Below are 20566 nucleotides of genomic sequence, written 5' to 3'. Positions count from 1 at the left end.
CTCCCCGGCGGCTGAACGCTGCGGCAGCCGCGCCGCGTATCCCCCCTCGAACGGCGGAAGTCGCCGGACCTGAAGTGGAACCGAGGGAGCGACCATGACGAATCGGCGTCGGACGACGGCGGCAGGCGCGGCGGTCGCGGCGGTCATCATGATGACCGCCGCGTGCGGCGGGGAGTCCGCCGAGGAGGGCAACGGGCAGGTGCAGCCCGCGGGTGACACCTCGTCGCTCGCGCCGGGGTACGGGTCGGACGGGTACGGCGACGACGGCGCAGCCGCGCAGGGCGACCGGAGCGGTCCGGCGAAGGCCCTGTCGCTGCGTCAGGACGCCGAGCTGGGCGACGTGGTCACCGACAGCGCGGGCTGGACGCTGTACCGCTTCGACGACGACACCGCCGACCCGCCCACGTCCAACTGCGAGGGTGACTGCGCCACCGCCTGGCCGGTGGTGCCCGCGGACGACGCCTCGGCGACGGACGGCATCGACGAGGCCGAGCTCGGCAGCGTCCGGCGCACCGACGGGGCCTCGCAGCTCACCCTCGGCGGCTGGCCGGTCTACCGCTACGCCAAGGACACCGCTCCCGGCGACGTCAAGGGCCACGGCGTCGGCGGCACCTGGAACGCGCTCGCCGCGAACGGCGGCAAGGCCGGACAGGACGGCGGCGCGCCCGCCGGGGGCGGGGAACCGGCGAGTGGCGGCGACGGCGCGGAGGAGCCCTCGGCGGAGCTGACCGCGGTGCGGGACCCGGAGCTGGGCGAGATCGTCACCGACGAGCAGGGCCGGACCCTGTACCGGTTCGACAAGGACACGGCCTGGCCGATGAAGTCCAACTGCGAGGGCGACTGCCTGGACACCTGGAAGCCGGCCAAGCCGGTCGGCAAGAACGACCTCGACGGGGTCGACCCGGAGCACATCTTCACGGTGAAGCGCTCGGACGGCAGCGAGCAGCTCGCGATCGACTGCTGGCCGGTGTACTGGTTCACCGGTGACACCGAGCCCGGCGACACCGAGGGCCACCTGAAGCAGAACCTGTGGCACGCGGTCACCCCGGAGGGCAAGAAGGCCAAGGCAGGTTCCTGACCCCAACGCCCGCGGCCACCCGCCGGCCGGCCGGCACGGAAGAAGACCCTGGTGGGACGGGCAGCGGAGGTCGGTACGCTGTCCGTCCCACCAGCGTCTTTCCGCCGCGGGCCGCGGCCCGGTCGGAGGCAGTCCGGTCGGAGGCGCCGTGGCGGCCGGGTCGGCGGCGCGGGCGGCGGCGCAGCTCCGTGCTGTCGGAGGCTGCTGCGAGACTCGGTCCATGGAAACCGAGCACCCCGCTGGCGCGCGCTGGGCGCTCGCCACCGCGCCCGACGGCAGCGCCCTGACCTGCCCGGTGAACGGGCAGGGACGGCGTGCAGGCTCGGTGCGACGGGCCGCGGGGCCCGCAGAGGCCGTGCGCGCGCAACCGGGCGCGGCCCGCTGGGTGTGGCGGTCGACGGCCGCGGTACTCCCGGCGCTGCTGGACGCCGGAGTCCGCATCGAGCGGGCCTACGACGTGGAGGCGGCCGAGGCGCTGCTGCTGGCTCACGAGGGCCGCTTCGGCAGGCCGCGCTCGCTGGCCGCGGCGCTGGCCCGGCAGCAGGGCCTGCCGGAACCGCCCGACCCGCCGGTGGCGCCGCCGGATGCCCAGCCCTCGCTCTTCGACACCGGTCCGGTCCCGCTGCCGGAGGGCGCCGACCCGCTGGAGTCGCTGCTCGGGGTCTACGCCGGGCAACTGGCCCGGGCGGCCGCGACGGCGCACCCGGAGCGCATGGCGCTGCTGCTGGCGTCCGAGTCCGCCGGATGGCTGGTGGCCGTGGAGATGGGGCGGGCGGGCGTCCCCTGGCGTGCCGACGTCCAAGCCGCTGCTCGACGAACTCCTCGGCGAGCGGTACGCCGGCGGACAGGAGCCACGGCGGCTGGCCGACCTGGCCGAGGAGGTCTCGCGGGCGTTCGGCCCGCAGGCGCGGGTGCGTCCCGACTTGGCCTCCGACATCCTGCGGGCCTTCGCCGAGCAGGGCGTCCGGCTCTCCTCGACCCGCGCCTGGGAGCTGCGGGAGGTGGACCACCCCGCCGTCGCTCCGCTGCTCCGGTACAAGCAGCTCTACCGCCTCCACACCGCCCACGGCTGGTCCTGGCTGCGCACCTGGGTCAGGGACGGCAGGTTCCGCACCGACTACGTCCCCGGCGGAGCGCCGTCGGGCCGGTGGACCACCAACGGCGGCGGCGCACTCCAGATCCCCAGGGTACTGCGCAGGGCGGTGGTCGCCGACCCGGGACGGCGGCTGGTCGTGGCCGACGCGAAGCAGCTCGAACCGCGGGTGCTGGCCGCGGTCTCCCGCGATCCGGAGCTGATGCGCGTCGCGGGCAGCGACCGCGACCTCTACACGGTGCTGTCCGACCGGGCCTTCGCCGGCGACCGCGCCCGGGCGAAGCTCGCACTGCTCGGTGCGGTGTACGGGCAGACCTCGGGCGACGGGCTCCGGCACCTGGCGGAGCTCAGGCGGCGCTTCCCCGCCGCGATCGGCCACGTCGACGACGCGGCGCGGGAGGGCGTGGAGGGTCGGCTCGTCCGCACGTGGCTGGGCCGGACCTGCCCGCCCGCCCACGCCACCGGCTCGGCGGGTGAGGAGGACACTTCCCCGCCACCGGAGGATCGGGGGCCGCCGGGCGGCTCCGCGGCGGCGCGGGCCCGCGGGCGGTTCACCCGGAACTTCGTGGTGCAGGGCAGCGCTGCGGACTGGGCACTGCTGCTGCTCGCCGGGTTGCGCCACGCGTTGCGGGACATGGACGCCGAACTGGTGTTCTTCCAGCATGACGAGGTCATCGTGCACTGCGCCGAGGAGGAGGCAGAGCGGGTGGCGGACGCCGTGCGCGCCGCCGGGGAGACGGCAGGGCGGGTGGCGTTCGGAGACACCCCGGTCCGGTTCCCGTTCACGGTGGAGAGCGTCGAGTGCTACGCCGACGCGAAGCGCTAGTCGTATCGACCGCAGGGTTGTTCAAGGGGTCGGTGCGACCGGCTGATCGTGGACAGGCGGTACACCCCCGGCCCGCAGTGAGCAGCGGGCGGGGCACACCGCGGGCCGGGGGCACGCTTCTCGTGGCCGGCACCGCCCACCGCCGGCGCACAAGGGGAGAATCGGACCATGACCACGAGACCCGGTGACTTCGAGCTGACCCCGGACGAGCTTCGCGCGGTGGCGCGCTACGCGGTGGAGAGCGCCCAGGAGGTCCTTCCAGTGTTCGAGGACGCCGTCCCCGGCGACACCCGGCCTCGCGCAGCGGTCGATGCCGCCTGGCAGTTCGTGAACGGGGCGAGAAGGACCAGGCTGCAGCGCGTTGTCGCGTCGGCCGCGCACCGCGCTGCGAAAGAGGCACCCACCGAGACCTCGCGCCTTGCCGCGCGCGCCGCCGGGGACGCCGCGGCTGCCGCGTACCTGCACCCCCTTGCGAAGGCCACTCAGGTGGGTCACATCCTGCGCGGCGCCGCATGCGCAGCGCGCGTGGCCGAGTTGCGTGCAGGCGATGACCCCGACACCGGGGACCAGCGCGTCGCGCAGGCCGCGCGGCACGCCACGCCGACCCTGATCGGTGTTCTTGAACGGTATCCGCTCGCGCCGGGAGGCAGGAGCCGCGTTGCACGGCTCATGAGTGCCCTGGACGCGGCCCTGCGTGCCTCGCACCCAGCGGACCCACTTCGGGAGGGCTCCGGTGGCATGTGACCGCCCGGCCCGCACTCATGCGATCGCGGGTCCCCGGCTCGTAGCAGGCGTCGGGACGCCGGGAGCGGACTGCGGACTGCGAGGAGGCGGCAGGAGCGGGGAGGGCGAGGAGGGTCGGTGACCAGGTGCACACTGATAGGAGACGCCTATCGGTGGCGCCCGGAGGGAGGACGATGGACGTCCGGCAGTTGGAGTACTTCCTGGCAGTCGTCGACCACGGCGGGTTCACCCGGGGAGTTCAGCGGAACGCGAGGGCCGTCGGCGAAGGAGCGGCGCCGGGAGCGCGGCCAGGCATCATAGGCAGCACCTATGGCTCCGATCGGTGATCGGTCTTGGACGCCGGTGCCGGCGGCCTGCTGGAATCGGGGCATGTCGAACCACGAGTCACCCGCAGCCCCCCACCGGATCGCCCTCGTTCCCGGGGACGGCATCGGGACGGAGGTGATCCCGGCGGCCCGCCGGGTCCTGGACGCCGTCGCGGAGCACGAGGGGCTGTCTCTGGAGTACCGCACGTACGACTGGTCCTGCGACCGGTACCTGCGCGAGGGGGCGATGATGCCGAGCGACGGCCTGGACCGGTTGCGGGAGCACGACGCCATCCTGCTCGGGGCGGTCGGCGACCCGGGAGTGCCGGACCACGTGTCGCTGTGGGGACTGCTCATCCCGATCAGGCGGCGGTTCCGGCAGTACGTCAGCCTGCGGCCGATCCGGGTCTTCCCCGGGCTGCCGGGCCCGCTGCGCGCGGCCGACACCTCGGAGATCGACTTCGTGGTGGTGCGGGAGAACTGCGAGGGCGAGTACAGCGAGATCGGGGGCCGGCTCAACCGGGGCTTCCCGGACGAGATGGCCGTGCAGGAGTCGGTGTTCACCAGGCCCGGCGTGACCAGGCTGCTGGACTACGCGTTCGAGCTGGCCGAGCGCCGCGGGGGGCGCCTCACCTCGGCGACGAAGTCGAACGGCATCGTGCACACCATGCCGTTCTGGGACGAGCTGGTCGCCGGGCGCGCGGCCCTGCGCCCCGAGGTGCCGTGGGACCAGGAGCACGTGGACGCGCTGGCGGCGAAGTTCGTCCTGGACCCGGGCCGCTTCGACGTGGTGGCCGCCTCGAACCTGTTCGGCGACATCCTCAGCGACCTCGCCGCGGCGGTCGCGGGAAGCATCGGGATCGCGCCCTCGGCGAACATCAACCCCGAGGGCGACTTCCCGTCCATGTTCGAGCCGGTGCACGGCTCCGCTCCGGACATCGCGGGGCGGGGTGTCGCCAATCCGCTCGGCGCGGTCTGGTCCGCGGCGATGATGCTGGAGCACCTCGGCCACCGGACGGCGGCCGAGCGCATCACCTCCGCGATGACCCGGATACTGGCCGGGGGCGAGGTGCGCACGCCGGATCTGGGCGGCACCGCGACCACCGAGGAGTTCACCGGCGCGCTCGTCGCCGCGCTCTGAGGTACACGCCCACCCCGGTTACGGCTGCCGGCGGGCGCCCGCCGGACACGCGGGGCGCGGGATCAGGGCTGCGGCCAGTCGTGCGCGGCGGCGGCCTCCACTCCGATGGTGGTGCTGTCGCCGTGGCCGGTGCAGACCACCGTCTCGGCGGGCAGGGTGAGCAGCCGCTCCCTGATCGATCCCACGATCGTGGGGTAGTCGGAGAACGACCGGCCGGTGGCACCGGGACCGCCCTGGAACAGGGTGTCCCCCGAGAAGAGTGTGCCCAGCTCCTCGGAGTAGAGGCACACCGCCCCGGGTGCGTGCCCCGGTGTGTGCAGCACCGTCAGTTCGGTGCCGGCGACCGTGACGACCTGCCCGTCGACCAGTTCGCCCTCCGGGGTGCGGTCCGGATGGGTGAGCTCCCACAGTGGCAGGTCAGCGGCGTGGAGCAGGACTGGCGCCCCGGTGAGCTCGGCCAGTTCGGGCGCCGCGTCGACGTGGTCGCTGTGCGCGTGGGTGCACAGGATGGCGCGCAGGGCGCGATCGCCCACCGCTGCCCGGATGGCCGCCGCGTCGTGGGCGGCGTCCACGACGACCACCTCCTCGTCGTCGCCGATGATCCAGACGTTGTTGTCCACCTCCCAGCTTCCGCCGTCGAGGGTGAAGAAGCCCGAGGTGACGAGACGGTCGATCTGCGCGGTCACGGGATCATCACCACCGAGCGGAGGACCTCACCGGTGTGCATCTTCGCGAAGGCCGACTCCACGTCGTCCAGGGCGACGGTCTCGCTGACGAAAGCGGACAGGTCGAGTCGGCCCTGGAGGTGGAGGTCGACGAGCACGGGGAAGTCGCGGGACGGGAGGCAGTCCCCGTACCAGGAGGACTTCAGCGACCCGCCGCGGCCGAAGACGTCGAGGAGCGGGAGTTCGAGGGTCATCTCCGGGGTGGGTACCCCGACGAGAACCACCGTTCCGGCGAGGTCGCGGGCGTAGAACGCCTGCCGGTAGGTCTCCGGACGGCCCACGGCGTCGATCACCACGTCGGCGCCGAAGCCTCCGGTGGCCTCGCGGATCGCCTCGACCGGGTCCGTCTCGCGGGAGTTGACGGTGTGGGTGGCTCCGAGTGCGGTCGCCAGGGCGAGCTTCCGGTCCTCGACGTCGACCGCGATGATGCGGGAGGCGCCGGCGATCCGGGCACCCGCGACGGCGGCGTCGCCGACACCGCCGCAGCCGATGACGGCGACCGTGTCACCGCGGCCCACCTCGCCCGTGTTGAGCGCCGCTCCGATGCCGGCCATCACTCCGCAGCCCAGCAGGCCCGCCACCGCGGGCGACACCTGCGAGTCCACCTTGGTGCACTGGCCCGCGGCGACCAGCGTCTTCTCCGCGAAGGCGCCGATACCCAGAGCCGGGGTGAGTACGGTGCCGTCGGTGAGCGTCATCGGACGGCGGGCGTTGTGGGTGTCGAAGCAGTACCAGGGCCGGCCCCGGCGGCAGGCACGGCACTGCCCGCACACCGCGCGCCAGTTGAGGACCACGAAGTCCCCGGGGGCGACGTCCGTCACGCCGTCTCCGACGGCCTCCACGACACCGGCCGCCTCGTGGCCGAGCAGGAACGGGAAGTCGTCGTTGATGCCGCCCTGCTGGTAGTGCAGGTCGGTGTGGCAGACCCCGCAGGCCTGCACCTTCACCACGGCCTCGCCGGGCCCCGGGTCGGGTACCACCACGGTCTCCAGCCTCAGCGGCTGGTCCTTTCCGGGGGCGATGACCCCACGGACGTCCTGAGCCATCAGGAACTTCCTCTCTGCGGTGCTCGTCCGGCCGACGCGGCGGCCGGACTGCCCGGATCATCTCGTCCTCGTGTCCCAGGTTCAAGCATGCACCGCGCGCCGGCCCCACCGGGACGGTCCCCCGCCGCGTCACCCCGCCCGGGCGGGTGGCGAGCAGCCCCGGCGGGCGCGATGGCCGGGGCGCGGACGGCATGGCAGCAGCATGTCCTCGCAGCCCGCACCGCCCCGGGCGATCACCCTGGAAGACGTGGCCCGGGCGGGGAGGGCACCCCTGCGGGAAGAGGACGCGAAGGGAGCAGGCGGCAGGTCCGCGGGAGGGCGCTCAGCGGGCGATCATGGTCACGGCTGCGGTGCCGCCGACCACGACGATGACCGCGCGCAGGACGTTCGGCGGAAGCCTGCGTCCGACGCGAGCCCCCAGCAACCCGCCCGCGACCGCTCCGCAGGCGATGGCACCGGCGACCGCCCAGTCCACCTCGGCCACCGCGATGAAGACGGCCGCGGCCACGCCGTTGACCAGTGCCGCCAGCACGTTCTTCACCGCGTTCAGCCGCTGCAGGTCGTCGTCGAGGAAGCTGCCGAACAGGCCCATCAGCAGCACCCCCTGCGCCGCACCGAAGTAACCTCCGTAGACCCCCGTGCCCAGCACGCCGCACCACAGCGGCAGCCCGCCGTCCCGGCGGCGCGCCCCGCGCTCCCGGAGCCTGCGGTGCAGCCGCGGCTGCACCAGGACGAGCGCACAGGCCAGGAGGATCAGTACGGGCACCACCGCGTCGAAGGCCGCGGCCGGCAGGTTCAGCAGCAGCACGGCGCCCAGCGCCCCGCCGATCAGCGAGGCGGCTCCGAACCGGAGCAGACGGGCCCGCTGGCCCACCAGTTCACGCCGGTAGCCGTAGACGGCACCCAGGACCCCCGGGACGAGACCGACGTTGTTCGAGACGTTGGCGAGGACCGGCGGGTAGCCGAAAGCCAGCAGGACGGGGAAGGTGATGAGGGTTCCGGAGCCGACCACCGCGTTGATCCCGCCGGCCATCAGTCCGGCGGCCCCGATCGCCACCAGTTCGAGCGCCTCCACGTGCGTGCCGCCTCTCTCCGCGCCGGGGCCGCCCGGCCCGCACCACCCGGCCCGCACCGCCCGGGTCGGGCGGTGCGGGCCTGCCGCCCGGGCACGATCCTGTTGCGGGGCCGGACGCCCGGCCCCGCAACAGGATCGTCGCACGCCGCTCCCAGGGCGGCTCCGGGGCCTCCGGCGGAGCACCCCCTCACCGGTCACGCACCGCAGCGACCGGCGCCGTCGCGGGGGACGGTGCCGGTCGGCGGGAGGGACGGGGCGGCCGGAACAGAGTCAGCGCCTGCCGGCCACCACGCGGTAGAGGAGCAGAATGATCACCGAACCGACCACTGCGGCGATCCACGTCGAGAGCTGGAAGAACCCGTCCACCGACTCGATCCCGAAGACCGCACGGCTCAGCCAGCCGCCCAGGAGGGCACCGACGATGCCGAGCAGCATCGTGATCAGGCAGCCCCCGGGGTCCTTGCCGGGCATGAGCGCCTTGGCAATGGCTCCGGCGATCAGCCCGAGAACGATCCAGCCGATAATGGTCATCGCAGCACTCCAAGTGTGATCACATTGTCTGTCAGCAGACGGGTTTCCGTTTGACGGTGCGCCAAACACCTTCGGCCGGTGGGCGACGGGAGCCGAGCGCCGGTCAGGGACCGCCGTAGGTCTCCTCGTCCGCCTCCAGGAGCGCCGCACCGGCCGTGGCGGCGGCGAGCCACGCGCCGAACGGCTCCATCTCCGCCACGGGCACCCCGACCGCCAGCGTCACCCGGTCACCGCCGTAGCGGACCTCCAGCACATCCCGGCCGAGGGCCCGCAGCTCGTTCTCCAGTTTGCCCGCGCGACGCGGTTCGACCGTGATCGTGACCCGGCGGACCTGTCGGCGCACGACGGTGCCGAGCACGTCCAGCGCCTCCCCCACCGCCCCGCCGTAGGCGCGGATCAGCCCGCCGGCTCCGAGCTTGGTACCGCCGAAGTACCGGGTGACCACCGCCGCGGTGAAGCGGATGTCGCGGCGGAGCAGCATCTGGAGCATCGGCCGGCCGGCCGTGCCGCCGGGCTCGCCGTCGTCGTCGGCCCGGCGGATGCCTCCCTCGGCTCCGATCACGTAGGCGAAGCAGTGGTGCGCCGCGGTCGGGTGCGCCGCTCGGACCCGGGCGACGAACGTGCGGGCCTCGTCCTCGGTGGCCACCGGGGCCAGCGCGCAGAGGAACCGCGACCGTTTGACCTCCGTCTCGTGGACGCCCTCCGCCGCGACGGTCGCGTAGTGCTCCTGCATCGGGCCAGCCTATGGGCTGCGCGGGGAATGCCATCGGCTGGGCGAAGGTTGACCGGAACATGCATACGGACGACGAAGCAGTACGCCGGATCCTGCACTCGACGGGCGACACCTGGGCGGTCGTGGGGCTCTCGGCGAACACCGCACGCCCCGCATACGGAGTGGCGGCCGTGCTGCAGCGCCACGGCAAGCGGGTGGTCCCCGTCCACCCGAAGGCCGAGACGGTGCACGGCGAGACGGGTTACGTCTCACTGCACGACATCCCGTTCCCGGTGGACGTGGTGGACGTCTTCGTGAACTCGGCCGGGGCCGGCCGTGTGGCGGACGAGGCCGTCGCGATCGGCGCGGGGGCGGTCTGGTTCCAACTGGGCGTGGTGGACGGGGCGGCGCAGGAGCGGACGCGCGCGGCCGGGCTGGAGATGGTGATGAACCGCTGCCCGGCCATCGAGTTCGGGCGCCCGGAGAACGGGCCCCGGACCGGCTGACCCGGCGCCGGGCGCCCGGGTACTGGCGGCGGGCGGCGCCGGTCATCCGGGTTCCGGCACGGCGACGGCGAGCGTCATCTCCACCGGGACGTCCCCGTCGTTGCGGTAGCCGTGCGGCACGTGCGAACCGAACGCCGCCGAGGTCCCGGACGGGACAGAGTGGTCGGTGCCGTCCACGCTCAGGGTCAGCACACCGGCCGTGATGTGCAGCAGCTCGGTGGTGCCCGCCGGGTGCGGGTCGGAGTGGCTGCCCTCCCCCGGCATGAGCCGCCAGGCCCAGAGTTCCAGCGGCCCCGGGGCCTCCGCCCCGACCAGCAGGATGCTGTGGCTGCCCGCACCGGTCGACCAGAGCCGGATTGCCTGCTCGGGGGACACCGTCCGGACGGCCGGAGGGGCGTCGTGGTCGAGCAGTCCGGTGATGCTGACACCGAGCGCGTCGGCAACCTTCACCACGGTGCCGACGCTCGGGTTGGTGCGCGCCTGCTCGATCTGGATCACCATGCCCCGGCTGACGCCCGCACGGGCGGCGAGTGCGTCCAGGGTGAATCCGCGTTCGGTGCGCAACCGCTTGAGATTGCGGGCCAGCGCGTGCGTGAGGTGGTCGAGGTCGGTCACGATCGCCCTTCGTAGTCCACTACACTCGATTGCAAGGTTCACTCCACTGTACTACGGTGCAGTGGACCGAACCGTTCACCACACTGTACTGCGAGGCAAGCGATGACGGCCGTGCTGGCTCTGCTCACCAGCCTGATGTGGGGGCTCGCCGACTTCGGCGGCGGACTCCTGACCCGGCGGACGTCCGCACTGACGGTGGTCGTCGTCTCCCAGGTCCTGGCCGCCGCGGCGCTGGCGGCCGTCGTGGTCGCCACCGGCGGCTGGACCCACGTCGGCCCTCACCTCTGGTATGCCGCGGCCGCCGGGGTGGTCGGCCCGCTGGGCATGCTCGCCTTCTACCGCGCGCTGGCGCTGGGCCCGATGGGGGTCGTCTCGCCGCTCGGCGCGCTGGGCGGCGTGGCGGTGCCGATCGGGGTCGCGCTAATCCTGGGCGAACGGCCCGGTTGGTTGCAGGGCGTCGGTGTCGTCGTGGCGCTGGTCGGTGTCGGTCTGGCCTGCGGACCCCGCCTCGGCGCCCCCGTGGCACGGCAGACGCTGCTCCTCACGCTGGTCGCCGCGCTGGGCTTCGGCTCCGTCATGGCGCTGATCGAGCACGCCTCGCACACCGTGCCCGGCCTGTTCCTGGCCCTCCTCGTCCAGCGGGTGCTGAACGTGGCGGTCGGCGGCACGGCCCTGCTCGTCCAAGCCGGTCGCGGTGCCTGGCAGATGCCGGAAGGCGGCCTGCGGGGCCTGCGGCCCGCCCTGCCGGCTCTCGCGCTGGTGGGGCTGGCGGACGTCGCGGCCAACGGCACCTATGTGCTGGCCGCGCAGTACGGCCCGGTCACGGTCGCCGCGGTCCTGGCATCGCTCTACCCGGTGGTCACCGCTCTCGCGGCGCGCGGCATGCTGCGTGAGCGGATGCGGACCGTGCAGACGGCGGGGGCGGGCCTGGCGCTGATGGGGACCGTCCTGCTGGCCACCGGCTGACCTGGCGGGTGCCAGCGACGGGGCAGAGGGCGATCGCGAGCGGGGCTCCGGCGCCGGCCGCCCGGAACCGGGCGCGGGTCGTTCAGAGAAGGTGGCGTGCGGCGAGGGCGGCCAGGGCGAGGGCGTGCAGCACGGCGAGGACGAAGTACAGCCTCCGCGGGGTGCGGGGAGTCACCGCGGTCTCCCGCTCTCCACGCCGGACCCGCACGGGCCCTCGCCCGACGGCCCCGCGCCCGCTCCGTCCGCGCGCACCTCCGGCAGCGCACCGGAGCGGCCCGCCGACGCCTCCTCGGAGCCTTCCCCGGACCCGGCGAGGGCGAGCAGTTGCTCCCGGGTGACGCCCCGGGGCGGCGGCGCCGGGGCGGGGGTACGCATGGGTGGCTGCCAGCCCATTTCCGAGTCCCACCGCCGCACCACTCTGGCCGGTGCCCCGGCGACGACCGCGTGGTCGGGCACCTCGCCGCGGACCACCGCACCCGCCGCCACCACCGTGTTGCGGCCCAGGCTGGTGCCGGGCAGCACGACCGCCCCGTGGCCGAGCCAGCTGCCTGAGCCGATCCGCACCGGAGCGGTCCGGGGCCACTGGCGGCCGATCGGCTGGTCCGGGTCGTCGTACGAGTGGTTGGTGGAGGTCACGTAGCAGTAGGGGCCGAAGAAGACGTCGTCGCCGATGACCACCGAGGTGTCGGCGATGACGTGGCTGCCGCGACCGAGCACCACACCGTCGCCGAGCCGGAGGGCCGTGTCGGGTCCGAGGTCCTGGTCGGGCATCATCCCCGCGGTGAGGGTGACCTCCGCCCCGATGACGCAGTGCGCTCCGATCTCGATCGCTTCCGTGCCGAACAGGGTGCCCTGCGGGAACGCGAGCCGGGTGCCGGGGCCGATCCGGCGGAAGCGGTGGGGACCGGGGTGCTCGGCCGTGACCGCACCGGCCCGCTGCATGCCGCGCCAGAACCGGTGCACTCCCCGGGAAAGGAGCGAGGACGTGAACTCGCGGCAGGATCGCACCCCGTCACGGTAGACCGGACCCGCACACCGCCGCGCAGGAGGGGCACTGTGATCTCCACCCCACCCGGGGGGGGCCGCTCCGGACCCGGGCGCGCCGGGTCACGGCCGGTGCGCCTCCCGGTGGAGCGCGGCGAGTTCCGTGTAGTGCGCGGCGTTCAGCCCGATGTGCGCGCGCTCCTCCTCGGTCAGCTCGCGTCTGACCCGCGCGGGCACTCCGGCGACCAGAGTGCCGGGCGGCACCTGCATGCCCTGCGGCACCAGGGCCTGGGCGGCGACGAGCGAGCCCGCGCCCACCCGGGCCCCGTTGAGCACGGTGGCGCCCATGCCGACGAGTACGTCGTCCTCCACCGTGCAGCCGTGCAGGACGGCGTTGTGGCCGACCGAGACCCGCTCCCCCACCTCGACCGGGAAGCCGGGGTCCACGTGGACCGTGCAGTTGTCCTGGATGTTGCTGCCGGCACCGATCAGGATCGGGCCGCCGTCGGCCCGCAGCACGCATTGGTACCAGATACTCGCCCCGGGCTCCAGGGCGACCTCGCCGAGGACGACGGCAGTGGGGGCGACGTAGGCCTCCGCGTCGACGCGGGGCGCCTGGCCGGCCACGGCGGCGATCAGCGGCTGGGATGCCATGGGTTCCTCCTGAGGTGCGCGCCCGCTGCTCAGTGCCCGAACGGAGCGGCGACGGGCGCCGCGTGGACCGGGGCCGCGGGTGCCCGGGGAGGCGCCGGTCCGGGCAGCGGGTCAGTCGCCGGCGGGCACCGGCTCACGGGCGGAGTCGGCCGCCTCGGATTCCGAACCACTCCGGGAACCGACGGTCCTGCGGGCACGGCGCTTGATGAAGAGGAAGGAGCCGACGCCCGCGAGCACCGCGATCACCAGTCCCAGCCAGGAGAACCGCTTGAGCCACTCCTCGGCGACGACGCCCGCGTAGTAGACGACGGCGGTGGTGCCGCTCGCCCAGAGGATGCCGCCCGGGATGTCGGCGAGCGCGAACTTCCAGTACGGCATCCGCAGCACGCCGGCGAGCGGTCCCGCGAAGATGCGCAGCAGGGCGACGAAGCGGCCGAAGAAGACGGCCCAGGCGCCCCACCGCTCGAAGGAGCGTTCCGCCATGGCCACGTTCTCCGGCGAGAAGTGCTTGGGGAACTTGCGGCCGAGCCAGCCGAACAGCGGCCGCCCACCTCTGCGTCCGATCAGGTAGCCGAGGGTGTCGCCGACGCAGGCGCCAACCGTCGCGCAGACGGCGACCAGGACCGGGTCGACGTAGCCCTGGGAGGAGAGCAGCGCCGCACTGACGAGAATGATCTCCCCGGGCAGCGGGACCCCGAGCATCTCGATCAGGATCACCGCAGTGAGCAGCGAGTAGATGGCAAGCGGCGGAATCGTCGCGAGCCAGCCCTGGATGTCCAACGCCGTACCCTCCCGGTGTGGTGTGGCCGGTCCCCGCACGCGCCCGCGCATCGGGTGCACACCCCGTGAAGCGTATCCGATCGTGCGGGCCCGGCCGCACGGCCGCGGAGGGCGGGAGGGTGGCGGGACCAGCGCCTTCGGACCCCGTCAGTCCTTCGGGCGGAGGGTCCAGACAATGGTCAGCTCGCCCGTGACGGCGCCGTCCTCCCGGCTGAGCGCCACCCGCACCGGGAACTCGGGGCGCTCCCCCGCGTCGAGTTCGGCCACGACCCCGGCGGCCGGGCGGCCCAGCTCGGCCGTGGCGGTCACGGGTCCCCTGGCGAGCTTGCGGTACCCGATCTCCGCACGCACCGCCAGCGGGACCGCGCGGGAGAGCTGCTCTCCGAAGGCGGCGAGCACGACGGCGCCGCTGGCCGACTCCCCCAGGGTGAACATGGCTCCGGCGTGCGGGCCCCCCACGTGGTTGTGGAAGTCGGGCTGGTCCGGGAGGCGTACCACCGCGCGCTCGGGAGCGGCCTCGACGAACTCCAGGTTCAGGGTGCGGGCCATCGGCACGGTGGCCGCCATCATTGCGCCGATCGACGGCTGGTTGCTGGACATGGCACGACATTACCAGCGAGTAGGTCAGACGGTGGAGGGGTGCGGCGGTGAAGGGACGGTGAACGGCCGAGCGGCGAACCCGGGGCCGTCATGACACCGTCAACAGGGCGTGCCTAGAGTTCAGGTCATGTGGCCAGGACAGCAGCCGCCCGGGGGCGAGCAGAACCAGCAGCAACCCAACCCGTATCAGCAGCCGGGGTACCAGCAGCCGAACCCGTACCAGCAGCCGGGGCACCAGGGGCATCAGCAGCCCAATCCCTACCAGCCGCCCGGGCAGTGGGGCCCTCCCGGGCCTCTCGGCGGCAAGCCGGACGGGCCCGGCGGGGGCGGTTCGAAGCGCAACGCGGTGATCGCCGTCGTGGCCTCGCTCGCCGTGATCGCCGCCACCGCGGCCACCGGCTTCTTCCTGCTGCGCGAGGACGGCGGCGACAGCGCCGACGGCCCGTCCGCCTCCGCCGGCGCTCCGGGCGGCTCCGAGGAAGAGGAGCAGGGAGCGGACGACGAGGAGAACGGACGCGCGCCGAACCCCGACAGCCCCCGCGGCTCCTCGGACGAGCCGAAGCCCGACCCGGTCGTCGACGGGTGGGAGGTCGTGGTCAACCCCAAGCACCACAGCGCCTTCGACGTGCCCGAGGGCTGGAAGGCGGAGTCGCCCGGCACCATCGTCGGCTGGGGCGAGAAGGAGGACGAGGACGCGATGTTCGCGACGCCGCAGGTCGCCATGAGCGCTCCGGCCTACTTCATGGACGGCTACTGCTCGGACACCTCCAGCCGCGCCGTCGTGGGAACGAAGGGCGCGCAGGGGTCGCGGAACACGAAGGAGGCCGCGCTGAACGCGGCCCGGAGCTTCGTCTTCTACCGGCACGGCGAGGAGAAGGACAAGCTCGACGACACCGGCTCCGAGACGTTCTCGAACAGCCACGGCATCAAGGGCCACATCGCCACCGCGACGATGACCGGCGTCGACACCTCGGAGAAGTGCGACGCCGACGGCAAGGCCGTCGCGATCTCCTGGCTGGACAGCTCGCGCGACCTGCGCCTGTGGGTGCTGATCACCGACGCGGGCGTGGACGACGAGGTCCCGGAGGCGACCATCGAGAAGATGACCGAGAGCCTGCGCCCCTACAACGAGTCGGACTGAGGACGTGCCGGCCGTCCCCGGGTGCGGGCCCGGAGCGCCCGCCTCCCGGGCCGGGCGGTGGCGCCGCCCACAGTGGGCGGGGCGCAACTACACGCTGCTGACCGCGGCGGCGGTCATCACCGGCCTGGGCAGTTCCGGCGCATTGATCGCCGCGGCCTTCGCCGTCCTACAGGCGGGCGGCAGCGGCACCGACGTCGGGCTGGTGGCAGCCGCCCGCACGGTGCCGCTCGTGGTGTTCGTGCTCGTCGGCGGGGCGGTCGCGGACCGCTTCCCGCGGCACCGGGTGATGGTCGCCGCCAACGCGCTCAACTGCGTCTCGCAGGCCGCCTTCGCCACGCTGGTGCTCACCGGCCACGCCCAGCTCTGGCAGATGGCGCTGCTGGCCGCACTCGGCGGCACCGGTCAGGCGTTCTTCTCCCCGGCCGCCGAGGGAATGGTGCTGGCCACCGTGACCGGTGAGCAGGCCGGCCGCGCCTTCGCCGTCTTCCGGATGGGCATGAACGGCTCCGCGATCGGCGGGGCCGCACTGGGCGGGGCGATGGTCGCCGCGGTCGGACCCGGGTGGGTACTGGCCGTGGACGCCGCCGCGTTCGCCCTCGCCGGGGCCCTGCGCGCCTTCCTCGACGTCAGCGGGGCCCCAGCCCGGGCGCCCGGGGGCGGGCTGCTGAGGGATCTGCGGGACGGCTGGAGCGAGGTCTCCGGGCGGCCCTGGCTGTGGGCGGTGGTCCTGCAGTGCGCCGTCGTGAACGGGATGGTGGCCGCCGCGGAGGCGGTGTACGGACCGCAGGTGGCCGAGGAGCACCTCGGCGGCGCACGGCCCTGGGGGCTCGCCCTGGCCGCCTTCGGAGCGGGCACGGTGGTGGGCGCCCTGGTCATGACGCGCTGGAGACCGGACCGGATGCTGCTGGTCGGGGCGCTGTGCGTCTTCCCGCTCGCCCTGCCCTCCGCCGCCCTCGCCGTCCCGGTGGGCGCGGTGACGCTGGTCGCGGTGATGTTCGTCAGCGGCATCAGCATCGAGGTGTTCGCCGTCACCTGGATGATGACCCTGCACCAGGAGATCCCGGAGGAGAAGTTCTCCCGGGTCTCCTCCTACGACTGGCTCGGCTCCCTCGCACTCGTCCCGGTCGCGACGGCGCTGGCCGGGCCCGCCGAGGCGGCCTTCGGCCGGTCCCCCGCGCTGTGGGCCTGCTCCGCCCTCATCCTCGTGCTGACCGCCGCGGTGCTCTGCGTGCCGCAGGTGCGCGGGATGCGCCGACGCCCCGCGCCGGAGGCGGCGGTCCTCGCGGACCGGACGACAGCCGTCGGCGCTGACGGCCGCGTTCAGCCGACGGTGAAGGAGCCGCCGGGCGGCAGCGGCGACCGCGCCTCCGCACCGTCCTGAACCGGCGCCGCACCGCGAACGAGCCGGTCCAGCCGCGACCCGTACACCACCCTGGCGGGGAACGGGTCGGCCGCCACGCGGCGGGCCAGCTCGGCCAGCGGCAGCGGCGTGCGGGACGCGGCCAGGACGGCGTTGCCGTAGCGGCGGCCGCGCAGCACCGCCGGCTCGGCGAGCAGCGCGAGCTCGGGCAGGACCGCGGCAACCGTCGCGAGCTGACCGCGCAGGAAGCCGAACGGCGCCGCGTCCGCCAGGTTGGCGACGTACACCCCGTCCTCGCGCAGCACCCGGGCGGCGGCACGGACGTACTCCACGGTGGTCAGGTGCGCCGGTATCCGCGAGCCCGAGAAGACGTCGGCCACCACCGCGTCCTGGGAGCCGGCCGGGATCCCGGCCAGCGCCGCCCTGGCGTCGGCCGCGCGCACCCGCACGCCGTCTCCCGGCGCCAGCGGCAGGTGCGTGTCGACGAGCGCGAGGAGGCCCGCGTCCGCCTCGCACACGAGTTGCCGCGAGCCGGGGCGCGTGGCGGCGAGGTAGCGGGGCAGGGTGAGCGCCCCACCGCCCAGGTGCAGCACCTCGATCTCCTCCCCCGGACGCCCCGCGGCGGCGTCGACCGTGTGGGCGACGCGCCGCAGGTACTCGAACTCCAGGTGCGCGGGGTCGTCAAGGTCGACGTAGGACTGCGGGGCGCCGTCCACGGTCAGCAGCCAGGCGCGTGCGCGGTCCACGTCCGGCAGCAGCCGGGCGGTCCCGTGGTCGACGTCCCGGACGACGGGTATCGGCTCGCTCACCGGCCCATTGTGGCGGGCCCCCGGGCCGCGGCGCACCTCGCGGTCCAAGGGGCCGGGCGGGCCCGGGCGGGCCGCAGTGCACCGGCCCGGATCCGGCGCGCCATCTTCGTCGGATACTCTCCCCCGGTGCCCGTCACCGACACCCCGGTGCCGACCGGCGCCCCGGCCGTTCCGCTGTGGCGCTCGCCCTCGGCCCGCCTCGTGCTCCTCCTGGTGCTGCTGTCCGCAGCGGTGGCGACCGCGCTGGCCCAGCAGCCGCAGCGGCTGCTGACCGAGCCGTGGCCGACGGCGCTGACCGGCGGTACGGCGGTGGCCGTCTTCACCGCCGCCTACGGCCTGGGCACGACGGCCTTCGTCCCCAGGCCGGTGCTGAACCTGGGCGCGGGGGTGCTGTTCGGCGCGCAGGCCGGCGTCGCGGCGGCGCTCGCCGGTACGGTGCTCGGCGCCGGCATCGCCTTCGGCCTCGGCCGGTTCCTGGGACGGGACGCGCTCCGCCCGCTGCTGCGCGGCCGGGTGCTCACCGCCGGCGACCGCCAGCTCAGCCGGCACGGTTTCCGCACGATGCTCGTACTGCGGCTGCTGCCGGGAGTGCCCTTCGCCGCCTCCAACTACGGCGCCGCCGTGTCCCGGATGCGCTGGGCGGCCTTCCTCGCCGCCACCGCGCTGGGCAGCGTGCCGAACACGGCCGCGTACGTGGTGGCCGGCAGCCGGGCGGACGAGCCGGGGTCTCCCGCGTTCCTCGTCGCGTTCGGCTTCATCGCGATCCCCGGGGCCGTCGCGGCCTGGTGCCGGCGGCGCCGGCTGCCCGGGCCGGCGGCCGGTTGACCGCACCCGCCCACCGGCCCGCTCCTGACGGGCCATAGCATCTGATCCAACTTGACCGACGATCACAAGGACGAGCACACCCCGCCATGTCTTGGTTCGAATCCATCATCCTCGGGCTCGTCCAGGGGCTGACCGAGTTCCTGCCGATCTCCTCCAGCGCCCACATCCGGCTCGTCACCGTGGTGGCCGGCTGGGAGGACCCCGGTGCGGCGTTCACCGCGGTCTCCCAGATCGGCACCGAGATCGCCATCCTGATCTACTTCCGCAAGGACATCGTGCGGATCGTCGGCGCCTGGTGCCGGTCCCTCTTCAGCCGGGAGGCCCGGCGGGAACTGGACGCCCGCATCGGCTGGCTGGTCATCGTGGGTACCCTCCCCATCGGGGTGCTGGGCGTGACCCTCAAGGACCAGATCGAGGGGCCGTTCCGGGACCTGCGGCTGATCGCCTTCAGCTTCATCGCGCTCGGCATCGCGCTCGGCATCGCCGACCGGATGACCACCCGCGCCGAGAAGGGCGGGCGGCACCGTGCCGCCGCGCCGCGCAAGGGCTTGGAGCAGCTCACCGTTCGCGACGGCATCTTCTACGGGCTCTGGCAGGCCCTCGCGCTCATTCCCGGCATGTCCCGTTCCGGCGTGACCATGACCGGTGGTCTCTTCCTCGGGTACGACCGGGCGGCAGCGGCGCGCTACTCGTTCCTGCTGGCCATCCCGGCAGTGCTCGGTTCCGGCATGTACGAGTTGAAGGAGATCGGCGGCGAAGCGGCCGGGCACGTGTCCTGGGGCCCGACCATCCTGGCGACCGTGGTCGGCGGGCTGGTCGGCTACGCGGTCATCGCCTGGTTCATGAGGTTTATCTCCAGCAAGAGTTTCATGCCGTTCGTCTGGTACCGGATCGTGCTGGGCATCCTGCTGTTCGTGCTGGTCGGGGCCGGTGTGCTGAGCCCACACGCGGGCGAATCCGGCGGCTGAACCAGGGCCGCACAGGTAGCGCTATCTAGCATTTTCTAGCGCCTGATTGCAGCACCACGCCATGATCATCTCCCATTTGTCTCCCACTCATCTCCCCCCCCGGAGAGGTGGGATACGCCCCACTAGGACGTGTGCGTCCGCAAAGCAAGGGATGACATGGAAGGGCCCGCACGGCTTGCTATGCGGGCCCTTCCATGCAAAGGGTAGAGCGGGTCAGCTGAGGTTCATGTCCGGCCCAGGCCGCGACCCTCGCCACGAGGAAACGCAGCCGCTCGTCCACCGTGTCCCAGGCATCGCCGGTGAGGTCGTCCAGCGCGGCCGCGGCCGTGAGGGTGAGCCGACCGAGGCGCGCTTCCATGTCCTCCCACGCGTGCGTCACCTCGACTGCCTCACCGTGCGGACCCGTGCCCCGTACACCGCGATGGCGAGTTCCCCCATGTCCCCGTTGATCGCGAGGACCTGGAGGAGCCGGATGTCCCCAGCCGCCGGTGATCTCATCCGGCGCGCGGCCCTGGAGCTGGTGCTCCACCACCGCCGCGCCGTCCCCGCTCACGGTGTCGAGGGCGACCATGCCCGTCACGATGACGTCCGCGAACTCCTTCGGCACACGTCACGTGTGAGGCACCCTTCCGCGAGTTGGCGCCGAGCGCGCCGTGAAGGGCCTCCGCGACCTCGCCCAGCTCCTGACTGATCTGAGTACGCGCACCGGCTCCGCCGCACGCCGCCCGTCCTCGAAAGGCCCCTCCACCTGACCGACTCACGGACGCTCCTCGCCCGCCGTTCGGCCCATGAGATCTGCACCGTTCCGCGCGACCGCGCACAACGCCTGGGCCGAGCCACACCCGAGGGTGGCCCGAGGGCCGGCACACCGGGATCTGCCTGGACGACAAGGACATCGTCTGCGCTGAGACCTGGCCGATCCTGCACCAGGGCTTCGGCGTAGTTCGATGTCGTCCCTTTTGATCAGTTGAGGCCGAGCAGGGTGAGGGGGCGGGTCTGGTCGCGGGCGGTGCGGCGGAGGCCCGAGGCGATGTTGCGGACGCCGGCCAGGCGGAAGGCGCCGATGGCGAGGTTCCGGTAGG

General features: G+C 73.6%; 21 protein-coding genes and 1 pseudogene. 10 read left to right on the top strand and 12 right to left on the bottom strand.

Going from position 1 to position 20566, the window contains the following annotated elements; translation table 11 throughout:
• Nucleotides 1–94 precede the first annotated feature (94 nt).
• The 4 genes and pseudogenes from H300_RS0118090 to H300_RS0118070 all read left to right on the top strand — a co-directional run bounded on the left by H300_RS0118090 (nt 95) and on the right by H300_RS0118070 (nt 5187).
• A complete protein-coding gene (locus H300_RS0118090; protein ID WP_028428555.1) occupies nt 95–1078 on the top strand; it encodes an SCO0930 family lipoprotein in 984 nt (327 codons plus the stop codon).
• 220 nt (nt 1079–1298) lie between these two features.
• Nucleotides 1299–2997: pseudogene (locus tag H300_RS27620) on the top strand (bifunctional 3'-5' exonuclease/DNA polymerase).
• Nucleotides 2998–3165: 168 nt separating this feature from the next.
• Nucleotides 3166–3741 carry a putative immunity protein gene (locus H300_RS0118080; protein ID WP_028428554.1) on the top strand — a complete coding sequence of 192 codons (576 nt, stop codon included), beginning with the start codon at nt 3166–3168 and terminating at the stop codon, nt 3739–3741.
• A 369-nt stretch (nt 3742–4110) separates the two neighbouring features.
• Nucleotides 4111–5187, top strand: a complete 1077-nt coding sequence (locus H300_RS0118070) for a tartrate dehydrogenase (RefSeq protein WP_028428553.1) — start codon at nt 4111–4113, stop codon at nt 5185–5187.
• A 62-nt stretch (nt 5188–5249) separates the two neighbouring features.
• Here the strand turns inward: H300_RS0118070 and H300_RS0118065 are convergent, their stop codons facing one another.
• From H300_RS0118065 to H300_RS0118045, 5 genes are all read right to left on the bottom strand, one after another.
• Entirely contained in the window at nt 5250–5873 is a 624-nt protein-coding gene (locus tag H300_RS0118065) for an MBL fold metallo-hydrolase (RefSeq protein ID WP_028428552.1), read from the bottom strand.
• On the bottom strand, nt 5870–6958 hold the full coding sequence (locus H300_RS0118060) for an S-(hydroxymethyl)mycothiol dehydrogenase (RefSeq protein WP_028428551.1): 1089 nt from the start codon (nt 6956–6958) through the stop codon (nt 5870–5872). The genes H300_RS0118065 and H300_RS0118060 overlap by 4 nt, the downstream gene beginning before the upstream one ends.
• Before the next feature lie 322 nt (nt 6959–7280).
• Nucleotides 7281–8033, bottom strand: a complete 753-nt coding sequence (locus H300_RS0118055; RefSeq protein ID WP_028428550.1) for a sulfite exporter TauE/SafE family protein — start codon at nt 8031–8033, stop codon at nt 7281–7283.
• Nucleotides 8034–8303: 270 nt separating this feature from the next.
• Nucleotides 8304–8564, bottom strand: coding sequence for a GlsB/YeaQ/YmgE family stress response membrane protein (locus H300_RS0118050; RefSeq protein ID WP_028428549.1), 261 nt, complete (start codon nt 8562–8564; stop codon nt 8304–8306).
• A 103-nt stretch (nt 8565–8667) separates the two neighbouring features.
• The gene (locus H300_RS0118045; RefSeq protein ID WP_028428548.1) at nt 8668–9297 is read right to left on the bottom strand and encodes a YigZ family protein; all 630 of its coding nucleotides are present in this window, start codon (nt 9295–9297) and stop codon (nt 8668–8670) included.
• A 59-nt stretch (nt 9298–9356) separates the two neighbouring features.
• On the opposite strand from H300_RS0118045, the gene H300_RS0118040 reads away from it, so the two are divergent.
• Nucleotides 9357–9782, top strand: coding sequence for a CoA-binding protein (locus H300_RS0118040; RefSeq protein ID WP_028428547.1), 426 nt, complete (start codon nt 9357–9359; stop codon nt 9780–9782).
• A 42-nt stretch (nt 9783–9824) separates the two neighbouring features.
• On the opposite strand, the gene H300_RS0118035 is transcribed toward H300_RS0118040, so the two are convergent.
• Entirely contained in the window at nt 9825–10397 is a 573-nt protein-coding gene (locus H300_RS0118035) for a helix-turn-helix domain-containing protein (RefSeq protein ID WP_028428546.1), read from the bottom strand.
• 102 nt (nt 10398–10499) lie between these two features.
• On the opposite strand from H300_RS0118035, the gene H300_RS0118030 reads away from it, so the two are divergent.
• Nucleotides 10500–11363 carry a DMT family transporter gene (locus tag H300_RS0118030; RefSeq protein WP_028428545.1) on the top strand — a complete coding sequence of 288 codons (864 nt, stop codon included), beginning with the start codon at nt 10500–10502 and terminating at the stop codon, nt 11361–11363.
• 171 nt (nt 11364–11534) lie between these two features.
• On the opposite strand, the gene H300_RS27615 is transcribed toward H300_RS0118030, so the two are convergent.
• The 4 genes from H300_RS27615 to H300_RS0118005 form a co-directional block, all read right to left on the bottom strand.
• Complete coding sequence (locus H300_RS27615) at nt 11535–12305, bottom strand: acyltransferase (RefSeq protein WP_078516116.1); 771 nt, start codon at nt 12303–12305, stop codon at nt 11535–11537.
• A 165-nt stretch (nt 12306–12470) separates the two neighbouring features.
• Nucleotides 12471–13001, bottom strand: coding sequence for a gamma carbonic anhydrase family protein (locus H300_RS0118015; RefSeq protein WP_028428544.1), 531 nt, complete (start codon nt 12999–13001; stop codon nt 12471–12473).
• A gap of 111 nt (nt 13002–13112) precedes the next feature.
• On the bottom strand, nt 13113–13781 hold the full coding sequence (locus tag H300_RS0118010; protein WP_028428543.1) for a DedA family protein: 669 nt from the start codon (nt 13779–13781) through the stop codon (nt 13113–13115).
• 147 nt (nt 13782–13928) lie between these two features.
• The gene (locus tag H300_RS0118005; protein WP_028428542.1) at nt 13929–14381 is read right to left on the bottom strand and encodes a DUF4442 domain-containing protein; all 453 of its coding nucleotides are present in this window, start codon (nt 14379–14381) and stop codon (nt 13929–13931) included.
• A gap of 127 nt (nt 14382–14508) precedes the next feature.
• Here H300_RS0118005 and H300_RS0118000 point away from each other — a divergent pair, with 127 nt between their 5' ends.
• Complete coding sequence (locus H300_RS0118000; protein WP_028428541.1) at nt 14509–15522, top strand: DUF8017 domain-containing protein; 1014 nt, start codon at nt 14509–14511, stop codon at nt 15520–15522.
• A 4-nt stretch (nt 15523–15526) separates the two neighbouring features.
• Nucleotides 15527–16903: an MFS transporter gene (locus tag H300_RS0117995; RefSeq protein WP_028428540.1), complete on the top strand. Its 1377-nt coding sequence runs from the start codon at nt 15527–15529 to the stop codon at nt 16901–16903.
• On the opposite strand, the gene H300_RS0117990 is transcribed toward H300_RS0117995, so the two are convergent.
• Complete coding sequence (locus H300_RS0117990; protein WP_028428539.1) at nt 16843–17691, bottom strand: fused MFS/spermidine synthase; 849 nt, start codon at nt 17689–17691, stop codon at nt 16843–16845. The genes H300_RS0117995 and H300_RS0117990 overlap by 61 nt on opposite strands.
• Nucleotides 17692–17817: 126 nt before the next feature.
• Between H300_RS0117990 and H300_RS27610 the strand changes: the two genes are divergently transcribed.
• Nucleotides 17818–18516 (top strand): VTT domain-containing protein, encoded by a 699-nt coding sequence (locus H300_RS27610; protein WP_051270171.1) that lies wholly within the window; start codon nt 17818–17820, stop codon nt 18514–18516.
• 86 nt (nt 18517–18602) lie between these two features.
• Nucleotides 18603–19484: an undecaprenyl-diphosphate phosphatase gene (locus H300_RS0117980; protein ID WP_028428538.1), complete on the top strand. Its 882-nt coding sequence runs from the start codon at nt 18603–18605 to the stop codon at nt 19482–19484.
• 178 nt (nt 19485–19662) lie between these two features.
• Here the strand turns inward: H300_RS0117980 and H300_RS31560 are convergent, their stop codons facing one another.
• Entirely contained in the window at nt 19663–20091 is a 429-nt protein-coding gene (locus tag H300_RS31560; protein ID WP_158678385.1) for a hypothetical protein, read from the bottom strand.
• Nucleotides 20092–20566 lie beyond the last annotated feature (475 nt).

This window comes from Streptomyces sp. TAA040, from assembly GCF_000424845.1.
The sequence above is the reverse complement of the archived record's forward strand: the minus strand, read 5'-3'. Positions and strand labels throughout refer to the sequence as shown.